The following is a 14,373-nucleotide window of genomic DNA, read 5'->3' as shown; positions in this document are numbered from 1 at the left end:
TTCAATGCGCTCCTGACTTATTGACCGGTTTGAAATTGCGGCAGTAAAACGCATACAGCGCGGCATGCGCCTGGTCTGTGCTGGCGCTCAGGTTGAGTCTTGCCAAGATGCAAAATACCCGGATCCAGGCGGGGAAAGCTAATGGCTTCATCAGGCGCAGAGCATGGCGGGAGAAGCGAACAAGCGGCAGCAAGAATTCCAGTGGATGTGTGCGGAACGATTTCCATGCATCGGGCCTGCTGCTCATGCCTTTTCGCCCGAAAATTGCCAAGCCCGCTTTTGTCCGGTGTATTGCTCCATGACTTGCCAGAAACATATCGATCGCCCAGTCCGCAGCCGTGAATGACTGACCAGGGATATCGCACTTCTTGATGATGTCAGTGCGCATCAGGGAATAGAAAATCCCATGCGAATGCCAGCAGCTGTGCAAGAACGCGATGTATCGTGAGGATAAATCGCCTTCGATGGAGAAATTAACGATTTTTGTCGGATCGTTTTCGTTGCCCTCGAAACAGTTCGGGGTCGTTGACGCGACGTAACCGGGATTCTCTTCGAGGAATTGAACATTCTCCATCAAGAAATCCGGTGTACGAATGTCATCCGAAGCTGCCCACATGAAGTACTTGCCGCGAGACTGGTTGAGAACAAAGTTGAAGTTCTTTACTGCGCCCAGATTTGTATCTTGCCGAATGTAGCGAATTCGTCGGTCTCGCTGGGCGTAGGCCCGACAGAGATTTTCCGAAATATCGGTAGACGCGTTGTCGGAAATAATCAACTCGAAGTTGCCAAACGATTGGTCGAGCACTGAATCAATGGCGCGTTGCAAGTGATCGGCGGCGTTGTAAATGGGCATTCCAATGGATACCAGTGGCGCGAAGTATCCATCTTCTTTGACTTCTTGCATGTTACCGGACGCGTTTCAGGAATCCATCAGGAGCAACCGTGATCTGTATCTTGCTTTCGATGTTCGAATCGATTTCAAAATTGTTGCTGGTTTTCAAATATTCCCATACAGCTGTCTTGGGGTTGTTACCAGGGCCCCATGGCCGGTCCGGGTACATTTCTTTGGGAAGGTCTTCCACGACGGTATCGAAGACAACGCAATAGCTGCCTTTGCTGACCAGAGGTGCGTAGGCTTTCAGCTCTTCCAGCACGTGCTCATGGGTGTGGTTGCTATCGAGACACACCATGACATTGTTGTACTCCGAAGCGATTTCGGTCACTTGCTTCACGATGTCGGTGGCAATGCTGGAGCCCTGGATCATCTGAATGCGATTGGCCATTGGATGAGCCTCGATCGCGGCTTTGTTGTGAGCGCGAATATCGATGTCCAGACCGAGTACTTTTCTGGCGGGTACTGATGGGTCAAAAGCTCTGTTCTGTTCGACCGCGTCGCACATGTCGATCAGTGCGAGCATGGAGGCGCTAAAAATTAGCGATCCGCCGTGTGCAATGCCGGTTTCAATGATCAGATCCGGCTTGACCGCCCAGATCAATTCCTGCATCGCAACAATATCCTGCGGATATTGAATGATCGGCCGGCCAAGCCAGGAAAAATTGTAGGAATACTGGGCGCCTATCGATTCATTCAGGAAATTCCCCGCTGACGTGCGCAGCCGCTCATTCTTCTGATTGCTGAGAACCCGCTGCATAACTTCTTTTTCAAATTCGCTCATGGTCGATCGCTATGTAAGTGAAATTGTGGTGAGTCATTTCCTTGATTTCGGCAAGGTAATTCCCGTTCATGACAAATATCGTACTTCCCGGTGCTGCCTTTGAGACTATCTCATTTGGGGAAGACACTTTAATGCCCGTGGCTGGTATGTACATCCCCTGTTTGGCAGGGTTTATATCGACGACATAGTCTACTTCTAATCCGGCTCGCTGCATGAAAAGTGAAAAAATGACGCCTTTCGATGATCCGCCCCAAACAATCAATGGCGCGGCATCGGTCTTCCGCATTTCCTTTTGCGCAAATGCGATCTGGCTAACCCCGTCAAGCATGTCGTCCGGGAAATCGAAGCCTTTTTCGTTTTTAAGGATCGGAGTCTGCAGGGAGTCAATGTCCGCGACGATATAGAGGTATTGACCGCCAAATAGATGACCGTATCCGTGAACGCGGCCGAACATGCGCAGAAGATCTTCCAGACGGAAGTAGTTGACGTGCTCATAGAATATGTCGAACCAAGCCCGGTGGCTGCATATCCAGTCGAAGCAGGGGACCTCGATATAAATCTTGCCCTTATCGCAATTGGCTTTCTTTATGTTCTTGAGGAAGTCGATTGGGTTTGGCACATGTTCCAGCACATGTCTCAGGATGACGGCATCGGCGTTGATGCCAACTTCTGTGGAAAAATACTTTTTCAATATGCGCGGATTCATGCCCTCATAGGCCGGATCAAGTCCCGTAACGTTATAACCACGTGCAGCGAGCATCTCGAGGAAGACGCCTTTTCCGCACCCAACCTCGATCAGAGAATGATTGGCCATATGCCTGTCGATAATCGTGAGTACCTCGCCAAGGTGATCACGAAATATGGGGCTTAGAGCCTGCTCGTTCTGATAATTTTGATCGTATTCAAGGAGCTCTGGCATGAATGAGCGGTTGAATATCAAACCGGTTGTCATGTCCTGAACGAGGTGAATATCGCCTGTGATGCAAGTCCTTCCAGTTTCTGCGGTTGGGAACATTCGATTCTGGAATACCGGGAGCCGTTCGGCGCTATAGAGTAATCTGTATCGATTCACTGTGACTCCAGCAATTTTTGCAGTTTGCTCATGTTTCCCCAAAAAGCCATGGGTTCGTAAGTTGGGTAGGGGAAATGCCCAAGATTGAGTTTGATTTTCCAGCCGTGTTCGCGGATCCATCCCTCGACCAGATTCCGAACCGATGTCGGTTGTCCGGAGCAGACATTGACGACGCCGATGTCTGCTTTCATCAAGGTCAGGTCGACGAGGTAGTCGGCGACCGCTTCAACTGGCAGGTAATCGCGCAGTTGTTCGCCGCCCGACATGTTGAAATACTCCTCATTCTGTTCGACAGCATGTTTCAATTGTGGAAGCAGCGAGGTTTTGCTTTGGCCTTGCCCGTACAGGTAGAACAGACGGGTCCAGACCAGATTGAATGGCGTTTTTTCCTGCAGAAATTCAAGCTGGCGACGCAGCGCATCTTTGGCAAAACCATAGGGATTGGAGGGAGGCTGCGTCACTGTCTCTATCAGGCTCCCGGACATCATCCCGTATTCAAAGCAGGTTCCGGTGACGGTCAGATTCTGAAGTCCGCTTTTAATCAGGCGTTGGAGAAAACGGTATTGTTGGGGCAGTTCCGTTTCGAAATGGTGCAAAGACCCGTAGTTGGGCAATCCGCCCCAAGCCAGATGTATCAGTGCGTCTGGTCGTCCGAGTTGTTCAAAGACATCGGATTCCTCGCCATAAATATCCAATGACACGCAGTTTCGTGCCGACACCCCGTCGGGCTGAGCTTCGGAGCGCGTGACCACGACAAGCTCGATGCCCTTTTTCTCCAACGCGGCCAGCACGTGGCGGCCAATGAAGCCGTTGGCCCCGGTAACGGCGATTTTCATTATGAGATCCGCAATTCCGGAACGGCCGTGACAAAACGCGCCCCCCAGGCCCTGGCATATTCCATCTGGGCCATGACTTCGTCACGCAAGTTCCATGGCAGTATGACAATATAGTCTGGCCTGACGGTGCTCAGATGTGATTCGTTAACGATGGGAATACGGCTTCCCGGCATGAATTTGCCTTGCTTTGCCGGGTTTCTGTCCGCTACGCATGCAATGAGGTCGGGACGGATGCCCGCATAGTTCATCAGAGTATTGCCTTTCGCAGCTGCGCCATAGGCTGCGACGCGCTTGCCTTCCTTTTTCGCCCGCAAGAGAAAATCGATAAAGTCATTTTTCACCGTGTCGGTGCAGTGCTGGAATCGGGCATAGAAGTCCTCCGACATCATGCCGGCGTCGGCTTCCTTCTTGAGGATGGTGCTGACGCCTGCACTCGCGGGGTGTCGTCCGACCGAGGCCTTCTGCGCGTAGACGCGCAAACTTCCCCCGTGGGTGGGCAGTTCTTCTACATCGAATACAACCAAGCCGTTATGCTTGAAGATTCGCTCGACGGCTGTCAGCGATAGATACGAGAAGTGCTCGTGGTATATCGTGTCGAATTGATTCTCGATGATGAGACGGTACAGATGCGGGAATTCAAAGGTGGCGATTCCGTTGTCTTTGAGAAGATGGGCGAAGCCGGCGACAAAGTCATTGATGTCCGGTACATGCGCAAGAACGTTGTTCGCCGCAATCAGGTCGGCGCGCTTTCCCTGGGATGCGAGGTGCTTCGCCAGGGGCAGGCCGAAAAACTCCTCGACGATGGGGATGCCCTTTGCCCTTGCTGCCGCCGCCGTACTCGCTGTCGGTTCAATTCCCGTACATGGAATGCCTCTGGCCATGACGTATTGCAGTAGGTAGCCGTCGTTGGCAGCAACTTCAACGACATGGCTTTGCTCGTCGAGTCCGAAGCGCGCTGCCATGTTGGCGACATAGCTTTCCGAATGTCTGAGCCAACTGGTGGAAAAACCGCTGAAGTAGGCATATTCGGCATCAAAGAGTTCGTCGGCCTGGGCGAAATCTTCGGTTTGTGCCAGCCAGCACTCCGAGCATACCAGCACTTTCAATGGAAACCATTTTTCCGGTGCATGCAGGGATTTTGCCGTCAAATAGGCGTTGGACGGGGGCGCGCTACCCAAATCGACCAGCGTGAGCTTCAGGTCGCTTCCGCAATGTCTGCACTTCAAAACACTACTCCTTCAAAAGACGGGTCGAGCGGCGAATGTGCCTTGTCTCTCGGCGATTGTCCGACGACCGGCAAGGGCCAATCGATCGAGAGTTCCGGATCGGTTGCCTGAAGGCCCCTTTCTGCGCCGGGGCAATAGGCTTTCGTATGGAAATAGAGCATTTCGCAGTTGTCGCTCATTGTTTGGAATCCATGGGCATATCCTTCCGGAATGACCAGGGTCTTGTGATTCTTTTCGCTCAGTATTTCTGCGTGCCAGTGGAGAAAGGTCGGCGAGTTCCGGCGGAGGTCCACCGCCACGTCATAAACCTCGCCGCGCAGGCAGGTTACGAATTTCATTTCAGCGTCGGGCGGAAGTTGATAGTGCATCCCTCGCACCGTTCCTCTGTCGCCGGTCAGCGTATGGTTGACTTGAACTATCCGACGTTCCTGCATTATCGGTTGCAGTTCTTCCTCGCAAAAGAGGCGTTCCAGATAGCCGCGATCGTCGCCGAGCGGAAGCCGTTGCAGCAGCATCAACCCGGAGAGCGGTGTGGAGATGAGCTCGAATCGCCGGGTCATGGTTGTGCGGAGGAAGCTTCGTACTGGTGTATCTGTGACAGGCTGTATGCCTTCATGTCTTCACCACGCTTCCAAGCCTTGTGCCATTCAATTGTCATGTCAAGGGCGGTGGCGATATTCCAGCGAGGGACCCAATTCAGATGTGCCCTGGCCTTCGCGCTGTCAAGCTTCAGGCTGGTCGCTTCGTGCACCGATGCATCCTCACAACGCCACGCAGATCCTGCGATGCGGGAGCACAAGTATTCGACGATCCAGCCCACCGGTCGGGTGTCGGCGTCGGCGGGGCCGAAGTTCCATGCGCCTGCGGCGCTTTCTCCGTGCAGAAAAAGTTGTTCCGCCAAACAGAGATATCCCGAGAGTGGTTCCAGTACATGCTGCCATGGTCGAGTCGCGCGCGGCGATCGGATGACGAGTTCATGGCCCGCGTCAAGCGCACGCAGAAAATCGGGCAACAGACGGTCTTTGGCCCAATCGCCGCCACCGATGACGTTTCCGGCGCGTGCCGTCGCCACCTGAACGCCATGGCCTCGCAGGAACGAATTACGATAGGCGGCGGTTACGAGTTCGGAACAGGCCTTGCTGCTGGAATAGGGATCGTATCCGCCCAAAGCGTCATGCTCGCGGTATGACCAGAGCCATTCCCTGTTTTCGTAGCACTTGTCGGTTGTTACGTTAACGACGGCTTTGACGCCAGGACATTGGCGAACTGCTTCGAGCAGATTGACCGTCCCCATGACATTCGTTGCATAGGTTTCAGCGGGCGCGGCGTAGGATTCGCGAACGAGTGCTTGCGCTGCCAGATGAAACACGATCTCCGGCGAGGCCTTGAGGAGTGCAGCGGCCAGTTGTTGTCCTTCACGTACATCGCCGACAACGCTATCAGCGATGTGAGAGGGAACTGCGGCGACTGAATTGAGCGCAGGCGATGTCGGTGGAAGCATGGCGTATCCATGTACTTCCGCGCCCATGTCGGCCAACCAGAGTGCGAGCCAACTTCCTTTGAATCCCGTGTGCCCCGTGATGAAAACTTTCTTGCCTTGCCAGAATTGACGGTTCATTTCCACACCTTCCACGGTGCTCTTCCCGAAGCCCAAAGATCCTCGAGAAGGTTTTTCTCGCGCAGGGTGTCCATGGGTTGCCAAAAGCCCTCGTGCTCGAACGCCATCAACTGGTCTTCACTGGCGAGGCGGCTGAGCGGTTCTCCTTCCCAACTGGTCTGATCGTCGGCAATCAGTTCGATGCATTTGGGCGACAGGACGAAAAAGCCTCCGTTGATGAGAGCACCATCTCCTTTGGGTTTCTCGGTGAATCCGGTGACGCGGTCTCCTTGCAACTGCAGAGCACCATAACGTCCGGGCGGTTGTACGGCGGTGACTGTTGCCAACTTGCCGTGCTGGCGATGGAACGCGATCTCCCTGGAAATATCGACATCGGATAATCCGTCGCCATAGGTAAAGCAAAAACAGTCCTCATTCCTGAGGTACTCCGCGACCCGCTTCAAACGACCACCCGTCATGGTTTCTTCACCGGTATCGACCAAGGTGACCCGCCATGGTTCGGCTTTACGCTGATGGACTTCCATCTGATTGTTATGCATGTCGAAGGTTACATCCGACATATGCAGGAAATAGTTGGCGAAATATTCCTTGATCAGATAGCCCTTGTAACCGCAGCAAATGACGAAGTTATTCACGCCATGGGCCGAATAGGTCTTCATGATATGCCAGAGAATCGGCTTTCCACCAATTTCGATCATTGGTTTGGGACGAAGATGTGTTTCTTCCGAAATGCGGGTACCGAGTCCGCCCGCGAGTATGACGCCGATCATGCCTGACCCTCCATCCGATCCTCACTCTCCTTTGCGGAGAAGTGGTTGTATTCCATTCTAAAATCGCCTGAGTCAACAAAACGGTCAAGCGCCGCGAGCAACTTCTGATGCTTCCGTGGCGTCCATTGCTGTAGCCACTTGTCGTAGATCTCCGGCGTGAATTGCGCGGAGTAACCGCCAATCGATTTCAGAAGTTCAGCGTAGTCGTCGACGAACATGTTGTGCGTTGAATACAGGTGATGCATGAAGTAGTACTCGTGCACTTGTTTCTTGTCGATAGTTAGCGTCAGTTGATCGATGTTCAACAGCATTGCGCGGTATTCGCCGACACTTCTCGGATGCAGATTGAAGTCGTAGGCAATGTGAGGATTGTTGATCGAGCAATTGATGACTGTTTTTCCGAGCGCCGCGTATTCAAACGCAATGGTCCCATACACGGTGAGTGCGACGTCGATGCCTTCTCCTATTATTTGGTGATGCGAGGCATTTGCGGGCAGCAAGCTGAACTTTGGGTAGCGGTCGATGAAGCTTCGGATGATCTCCATTGTGCCCGGCAAATAGTCGGGATGAGTCTTGATGTACCAGTCGTAGTCAGACTCTTTGGAGATCTGTCCGAGAAATTCGAGCCATTCCAGGAAGTCGGGGAACAGGTTGTTGCCGTAACTGTGGGGGCTGTCAAAAAAGCAGTGTGTGGCAACAAGAATTTTCTTGCGAGGCGACGGCTTCAACAGTTGTTGATGTCGTGAATTTCCATAGGCGGACTTGCTGGAGTAGTGCATATCGACGCCGACTTCTCCCGAGAATCGACGTTCGATCCGTTCGCGTGCCTGCTCAAGTCCTGCGCGTTGAACGTCAGTTGGAAGCGCTGCATAGCGGCTTCGGTAATGGAAGAAATCGTTATAGGCAAAAAGATTGTCGCGGTTGGGTCGATAAATATGTGTCAGCGTTGCCTGAAAAACGGGAATGTCATGGAGAACGGCAATTCGCAACGGCATCGCTAGGTTGTACACGCAATGACTGACGCTGATGCCGGCGATGCGATGGCTTTTGAAATAGTCCTGCCAGAACAGAAAAAGATCGAGAGATTCAAGCAAGAAGTCACGAAATTCCTGGCTTTCGAGATCGACCGTCGGTCGACGAAAGCGCATCAGATAGGTGTCATAGATGAGATCGCCTATCCATACACCGTCGACGGAAAGCGACTCCAGATCGACTTTTGTCCGCAATCGACCTGAAATGTCGCCAAGCAAATGTTCGGCGCGTTTATTTCTTGCTGCGTCTAGAGAAATGGCCAGAAATTCGCTGCACCCGAACGAACGGTACACGCCAAATGCGTCAAGCCCGAACGTGCTCCTGAGAAAAAAGGACAGGCGCTCGCGCAAATTCGATAACGGCCTCGGGAAATGAGCGACGATGCGCGCGTCATTTTTCTTCGCCAGGCAGTTCGCGAGATAGCTGTACGCGATGTGCGAAGAGTGCATCTCGTTGAATTCCATCAGTACCACCGGTGCATCGGGATGCGCGGGGGACTGCGTGAAGACACGACGATTGTGTTCGATGAAATTCGACGTTGCCGGCAGGGGGCGCAAGGACCGAATGCGCCTGATGATGCGAGAGATAAAGCTGTTATTCAATTTACTTATGGAATTATTGGGCATGGCCGGAGTGCATCGAATCAATGCTTCCCTGTCTATGCTGTCAGTTTTTCGATTTGTCGGTGCGGTAGGCTGCATGGCCGTCCGCCTGGCGGGATGGCCGAAATAATGCGTCGGCCGGCAATCATGCCAACGACCATCGCCATACTTTCGCAGCCGGCAACGACCTGGCAATCAGCAATTTCGTTCAGCAGTGGAACCTGCCCCCCGACGGTAACGTCAAGTCCCGATGCGGTAGCCAGTTCTCTTGCAATTTCGTCATATTTTCCTGGCTTTTCCGAGGGGTGTGGGCGAATGATCACGGAATGTACGGGAGAGCCAAGCCGGGACATGTTCGCGAAGAAGAAACGCAGGGCGTCGAACTCCGTATAGCCCCAGTGCAAGGCGTCGCCATATTGCAATAACCCATGTTCGGACAGAGGTTCACACACAAATAGAATGCGCAGGCCGACTGCTTCGCGTTTTCCCGCTTGCTTGTCGGCGAGGGCGCTCACCGTTTCTCTGATGTCATCGAAATATGGGTTGCGTACCTGTTTTACTTCTATTTCAGGAAACAGCGGACGCGCAAGCGCGAATGCTTCGTCATCGCCGGTCCAGATGACATCAGGGAGACATTCGCGGCCGTTCTTCAAGAAACGCTCGCGATAGTTTCCCCAGTGGTCCAGGAAGGTGATTACATTTTTGTCCTGCTGTCTTGCGGCCTCGATCACCCGCCATTCGAGATCCGATTGCCAACTGCTGCCAGTGAGGAAAGCGTCGCATTCGTTGATCGCGTTCTCGAAGCGATCCACGACTACCTGGCGATTCAGCCGTCTCTCAAACACGCGCACGGCCGGACCGGCGAGCAGCAGGCGGCACTCTTGCCGATTTCGGGCTAGCCAACTGGCCAACACCTCGGCGCCGCCGGCGTCATGGCTCGCGATGCACAGCATCAGTGATCTGCAGTTTTCTTGAATTCGGATCGCAAAATGCCGTATTCGAGCATATCCACCCAGGCGCCTTCCAGCCACAGATGAGCGCGCCGTCGTCCTTCTTCCTGCATGCCGAGGGAGAGTGCAAGTTTGCGCATTCCGATATTGGTTTCGGCCGTGCCGCAATAGATGCGTTCGAGGTTGAGTTTGTCGAACCCATGCCGGAGCAATTGCATTCCGGCCAATTTCCCGACCTGGCATCCCCAGTGTCGGCGGTCGCCAAGAAGAATGGCGAATTCGGCATGGCGATTGATGACTGAAATACCTTGCAGGCTGATATTGCCGATGTGGCCGTCACCATCATGACAAATTGCCCAGACGATGTGTTCCGGTTCGTTCAGGGAGTCGTAGAACGCCCTGAAATATTCTCGTGTTCTTGGGTACTTTCCGTGGGAGTTGTAGCGACAGACCTGCTGATCTTCGAACCATGACAGATATGGCCCGTCGAGATCGGACTCGCGCAGAGGCCTGACGAAATAGGCTTCACCGATACGATAGATCATTTGAGTGCCTCAAGATTACGCCACACTTTGTCGAACGCAGCGACGATCAGGTCTACGTCTGCATCTTCGAGGTCATGCAGGCACATGGCAAATCCCAGGAAGGTCTCGTCGTGAAGCTTTTCAGCAACCGGACAGATTCCCTTCGAATAGTCGACCTCGCGCTTGCAAACATCCGACGACCACGGGAAGCCGCGAGAGCCATAGGCGATCTTATTCTGGTACATCGGTAGCAGATGTACGTTCACATAACCCGCCGCCAGTCCCGTCAGGCCTTCCGCTTCAAGTGCCTCGACGATACGAGCACGCGACACTCCCAAGTCATCAGTGTCCAGAATCATCGGATAAACGTAGTAAACGTGGGTACAGTCCTCTCTGACCACGGGCGTTTTCAGGCCTTTCAATCCCGACAGCCCTCGATTCAGTCGCTCGGCAATGCGTTGGCGCCCCAGGGCAAGCCGTTCGAGTTTGTCCAGTTGGGTGATGCCGATGGCACATTCGATTTCACCGAGCCGGAAGTTGTAACCGATCATGTTGGCGAGATTCGTTTTGCCCATGGGGCCGACGACAGCCTCGGCATGGTTGCGGATGAGGCGCAACCGGTCGGCGAGTTCGTCGTCGTCGGTGACGAGAATGCCGCCCTCACCAGTATGAATGTGCTTGTGATAATTGAGACTGTATCCACCGATATGCGACAAGGTTCCGGCATGGCGATCCTTGTATCGTGCTCCCGGCGCCTGCGCAGTATCCGTGATGACCTTCAGGTTGTGGCGTCGTGCGATTTCCATCAGCGCTTCGGTGTCTGCCGATTGACCGAAGATATCGACGGCCATGATGGCCTTGGTTTGAGGCGTAATGTTGGCTTCGACGGAGTGTGGATCCAGGCAGAACGTATCCGGCTCAATGTCGGCGAAGACCGGAATCGCATTCCAGTGCAAAATGGCCGTGGCGCTGGCGCACATCGTGAACGGCGGAACGATGATTTCATCGCCCGGTTCAATGTCGAGCGCGCCGACGGCGGCAATCAATCCGGAGGTCCAGGAATTGACGGTGATTGCGTGCTTTACGCCGAAATACGTTTCGCATTTTCGCTCGAATTCCTTGACCTTCGGACCACCATAGAAATCCGGATCCCATCCGCCGATATACTGCGACAAGACGCCGCTTTCGACGACCTTCTTTGCAGCATCCACTTCTTCGGCGCCGATCGGGTTGTAGCGTTTGAATGGCTGGTCGATCGTTTTCGTTCCGCCCAGCAATGCAAGACGATTGTCATTTCGTGGTGTGCTCATAATGCGTCTTTTATCGAAGTGAGATGTTGGATGGTGCTCAGTGCTTCGTCTCCGCTACAGATGTCGGACTTATTTCCGCAGAGAGCGTTTGCCATTTGGTCGGCAATGTTCCACTGAGCCCTATTCAAGTCGTTTCTGATTTCGTCTTCTGCTGAGTCGAGAACCTTGTAAGCTGGCGACTCGGGGCTTGCTATGGCTGATTGCCAGACGACTTTGCTGCCTCCTTGGTCATAGCGAAGTCTACCACTCGGCGAAACCAGTTCGATGGTGTAATGCGAGTAGTCCTCTTCACGCGCGGAAAGAAACTGGATCTGTCCGCCGCCAAAAACCGCCATGAAGTCTGGTTCCGGGTCATTGCCAAGTAAGCGCCCCGAATTGACGATTTCATATGTCCTCATTTCTCCGAGCCAATATTGCATCAAATCGAAGAAGTGCGAACCATTGTTGAAAAGCCCCTTGGAATACCAGACGACGCCCTTCAGCGGTTGTGCAATCTGACCTGAGTTCAGCCGCTGCTTGATTTCGCGTACAGCGGGATCGGCGCGTCGTACATAGTTCACGAATAAACGGACATTGGCCTGTCTACAGGTATCAGTCATGGCGACGGCTTCGTCGAACCGGTACGACAGCGGCTTTTCGCACAACACCGCCATCGGACGGCTTGCTGCAAGCGTCTCCTGTAGCGCTTGCAGATGATTGACGGTTGGAACGGCAATGACAACGATGTCTGGTCGGTGGGCAGAGAGGGCTTCAGCCGCTGTGGCGTATGACGGGCGTCGGTATGCTTCCTCGAAGGCGGCACGACTTGTCGGTGACGGGTCTACGCCAGCGAGAAGCGAGAACGCGGGGTGAGCGAAAAAAGCTCGGGCGTGTGACCAAATGTACTGTTCCGGGTCGAGACCAATATCGGATGTCATGCCTATCTGGCCGAGCCCGATGATAACGACGCCGAAACTCATGAATCACCTTTGCGTATGACGCGACGGTTGATGTCGACCCATTCTGGACGTTCGCGCAGGGTCTGAATGGCTTCGCCGCACCCAAAGATGGGGTTGGTGGGAGCCAGAAATTCGATCAGATTCCTGAGCAACTGATAGTCGGTGGCTTCGTCCAACGTCAGGCCAAGATCAGGCCAGTGCAGCGATGGCGGCGCGATCAGGTGGCCAATCCGGAAGATGTCAGGATGCTGGTATATGAACCGCGAAACATGCTCAAGATCGAGCTGGTTTGTCGTGCTGCGCGCGGCTGTTTTCAATGTTTCCAGATGAAATACCTGGACGTCCATTCCGTCAGGATAGCTGCGGACCACTGCGTTGCTCATGTAGTCGACGGAGTTGCCGAAGAACATACGAATCGTTTGTTCCACGATGTCGGGGTCGATAATCGGGCAATCACCGGTGATTTCAACGATGACATCGGCCGAAGCGGATGTTGCCGCGCCGAGAACGCGCTCCATGACGTTGTTTTCGCTTCCCCTGAAGCAAGCGACCCCGTTGGCGTGAGCAAAATCGACAATTGCCTGGTCGCTGTCGTTTATCGTCGTCGCGATCACAATGGCATCAATGGACGGGACTGCGCGGAGACGGCGCACGAGGTGCGCCAGCATCGGTTCTCCTGCCGCGGGCATGAGAACTTTTCCCGGCAGACGCGAGGAAGTCATGCGTGCTTCGATCGTGGCGACGACCTTAGGACGGTGTTCTGTCATTCTTCAAAGTCCTCCATTGAAACAGGCGTAAAGCGAGTGATATCCCGGCGGACGCGTCGGCCGAGGATGCGTTCTAGAAATTTTGGAGCCAATCCCAGGCCTGGGCGTACGCTTCGGACCGCGTCAGACGTAATCATCTCGCCGGCGCGAAGATTTTTGACGAAATAGAGAGAGCGACGAAACTGAACGTTCGCCCGTTCGCTCGCTTTGCATCCATAGTCGATGTTTCCCAGTGCTTCCCAGGCGGAGCGCACGCCCTTGCAGAGCGCGGCAAGTTCGGGAGGTTCTAGAGAGAATGTGTCATCAGGGCCGCCACCGGAGCGATCGAGGGTAAAGTGCTTTTCAATGATGGATGCGCCGAGCGCGATGCTGGCGATGGCCGTGGTGTTGTCGAGCGTATGGTCCGACAAACCCGTAACGCATCCGAAGCGCGCGATCATGTCAGGGATTGTTCGCAAATTGTAGTCACTGGCCGGGGCAGGATAGCCACTCACGCAGTGCAGGATGGCAAGCTCTTTGCAGCCTCCTTCCCGGGCACTTTCGATGGCCTCCTGTATTTCTTCGGCGCATGCCATGCCTGTCGAAATGATCATGGGCTTGCCGGTGCTGGCAGCATATTTGATCAGCGGCAAATCCACCGCTTCGAACGAGGCGATCTTGTAGGCAGGCGCGTTGAGGTCTTCGAGGAGATCGATTGCCGTGGTGTCAAAGGGGGAACTGAAAATGGTGATGCCAATCTCCCGCGCCCGATCGAACAGTGGCTTGTGCCAGTCCCATGGCATGTGGGCTTCGCGGTAAAGATCGTACAAGGTCCTGCCATCCCAGAGACCGCCGTGAATACGGAATTCTTCATTGTCGCAATCGAGCGTAATCGTATCCGGGGTGTAGGTTTGCAACTTGATTGCATCAGCTCCGGCACATTTTGCCTCCGCGACGATTCTGAGCGCGGTGTCGAGGCTGCCGTTATGGTTGGCAGAGAGTTCCGCGATGACATAGGGCGGGTGTGCGGGGCCGATGGCTCGCTCGCTGATCTTGATGAGTTCTGCCATGGA

Annotated in this window: 15 protein-coding genes; all 15 read right to left on the bottom strand. The window is 54.0% G+C overall.

The genetic code is table 11. From position 1 onward, the window contains the following. Nucleotide 1: 1 nt before the first annotated feature. From BLR25_RS09925 to pseI, 15 genes are read right to left on the bottom strand one after another with little or no spacing between them, the layout of a single operon-like run. Complete coding sequence (locus BLR25_RS09925) at nucleotides 2–904, bottom strand: glycosyltransferase family 2 protein (protein WP_091937137.1); 903 nt, start codon at nucleotides 902–904, stop codon at nucleotides 2–4. 1 nt (nucleotide 905) lies between these two features. After that, nucleotides 906–1,676: a cephalosporin hydroxylase family protein gene (locus BLR25_RS09920; protein ID WP_091937135.1), complete on the bottom strand. Its 771-nt coding sequence runs from the start codon at nucleotides 1,674–1,676 to the stop codon at nucleotides 906–908. Beyond that, nucleotides 1,663–2,691, bottom strand: coding sequence for a class I SAM-dependent methyltransferase (locus tag BLR25_RS09915; RefSeq protein ID WP_091937133.1), 1,029 nt, complete (start codon nucleotides 2,689–2,691; stop codon nucleotides 1,663–1,665). Before BLR25_RS09915 ends, BLR25_RS09920 begins: the two co-directional genes overlap by 14 nt. Before the next feature lie 53 nt (nucleotides 2,692–2,744). Further along, a complete protein-coding gene (locus BLR25_RS09910; RefSeq protein WP_091937130.1) occupies nucleotides 2,745–3,584 on the bottom strand; it encodes an NAD-dependent epimerase/dehydratase family protein in 840 nt (279 codons plus the stop codon). Next, entirely contained in the window at nucleotides 3,584–4,810 is a 1,227-nt protein-coding gene (locus BLR25_RS09905; protein WP_091937128.1) for a class I SAM-dependent methyltransferase, read from the bottom strand. The genes BLR25_RS09910 and BLR25_RS09905 overlap by 1 nt, the downstream gene beginning before the upstream one ends. Then, on the bottom strand, nucleotides 4,807–5,370 hold the full coding sequence (gene rfbC / locus BLR25_RS09900) for a dTDP-4-dehydrorhamnose 3,5-epimerase (RefSeq protein WP_091937126.1): 564 nt from the start codon (nucleotides 5,368–5,370) through the stop codon (nucleotides 4,807–4,809). The genes BLR25_RS09905 and rfbC overlap by 4 nt, the downstream gene beginning before the upstream one ends. Then, complete coding sequence (gene rfbG, locus BLR25_RS09895; protein ID WP_091937124.1) at nucleotides 5,367–6,428, bottom strand: CDP-glucose 4,6-dehydratase; 1,062 nt, start codon at nucleotides 6,426–6,428, stop codon at nucleotides 5,367–5,369. The genes rfbC and rfbG overlap by 4 nt, the downstream gene beginning before the upstream one ends. Next, entirely contained in the window at nucleotides 6,425–7,198 is a 774-nt protein-coding gene (rfbF, locus tag BLR25_RS09890) for a glucose-1-phosphate cytidylyltransferase (RefSeq protein ID WP_091937122.1), read from the bottom strand. The genes rfbG and rfbF overlap by 4 nt, the downstream gene beginning before the upstream one ends. Continuing rightward, a complete protein-coding gene (locus BLR25_RS09885; RefSeq protein ID WP_245715522.1) occupies nucleotides 7,195–8,931 on the bottom strand; it encodes a hypothetical protein in 1,737 nt (578 codons plus the stop codon). The genes rfbF and BLR25_RS09885 overlap by 4 nt, the downstream gene beginning before the upstream one ends. Continuing rightward, a complete protein-coding gene (locus BLR25_RS09880; protein WP_091937120.1) occupies nucleotides 8,889–9,785 on the bottom strand; it encodes a polysialyltransferase family glycosyltransferase in 897 nt (298 codons plus the stop codon). Before BLR25_RS09880 ends, BLR25_RS09885 begins: the two co-directional genes overlap by 43 nt. Continuing rightward, nucleotides 9,785–10,327 (bottom strand): GNAT family N-acetyltransferase, encoded by a 543-nt coding sequence (locus BLR25_RS09875; protein ID WP_091937118.1) that lies wholly within the window; start codon nucleotides 10,325–10,327, stop codon nucleotides 9,785–9,787. Before BLR25_RS09875 ends, BLR25_RS09880 begins: the two co-directional genes overlap by 1 nt. After that, entirely contained in the window at nucleotides 10,324–11,616 is a 1,293-nt protein-coding gene (locus BLR25_RS09870) for a DegT/DnrJ/EryC1/StrS family aminotransferase (RefSeq protein ID WP_091937116.1), read from the bottom strand. The genes BLR25_RS09875 and BLR25_RS09870 overlap by 4 nt, the downstream gene beginning before the upstream one ends. After that, nucleotides 11,613–12,575: a Gfo/Idh/MocA family protein gene (locus tag BLR25_RS09865; protein WP_091937114.1), complete on the bottom strand. Its 963-nt coding sequence runs from the start codon at nucleotides 12,573–12,575 to the stop codon at nucleotides 11,613–11,615. The genes BLR25_RS09870 and BLR25_RS09865 overlap by 4 nt, the downstream gene beginning before the upstream one ends. Continuing rightward, nucleotides 12,572–13,321, bottom strand: coding sequence for a cytidylyltransferase domain-containing protein (locus tag BLR25_RS09860; RefSeq protein WP_091937112.1), 750 nt, complete (start codon nucleotides 13,319–13,321; stop codon nucleotides 12,572–12,574). The genes BLR25_RS09865 and BLR25_RS09860 overlap by 4 nt, the downstream gene beginning before the upstream one ends. Then, nucleotides 13,318–14,370, bottom strand: a complete 1,053-nt coding sequence (pseI, locus tag BLR25_RS09855; RefSeq protein WP_091937110.1) for a pseudaminic acid synthase — start codon at nucleotides 14,368–14,370, stop codon at nucleotides 13,318–13,320. The genes BLR25_RS09860 and pseI overlap by 4 nt, the downstream gene beginning before the upstream one ends. Nucleotides 14,371–14,373 lie beyond the last annotated feature (3 nt).

This window comes from Propionivibrio dicarboxylicus (assembly GCF_900099695.1).
Taxonomy (GTDB): Bacteria; Pseudomonadota; Gammaproteobacteria; order Burkholderiales; family Rhodocyclaceae; genus Propionivibrio; species Propionivibrio dicarboxylicus.
This window is presented reverse-complemented; position numbering and strand designations above follow the sequence as displayed.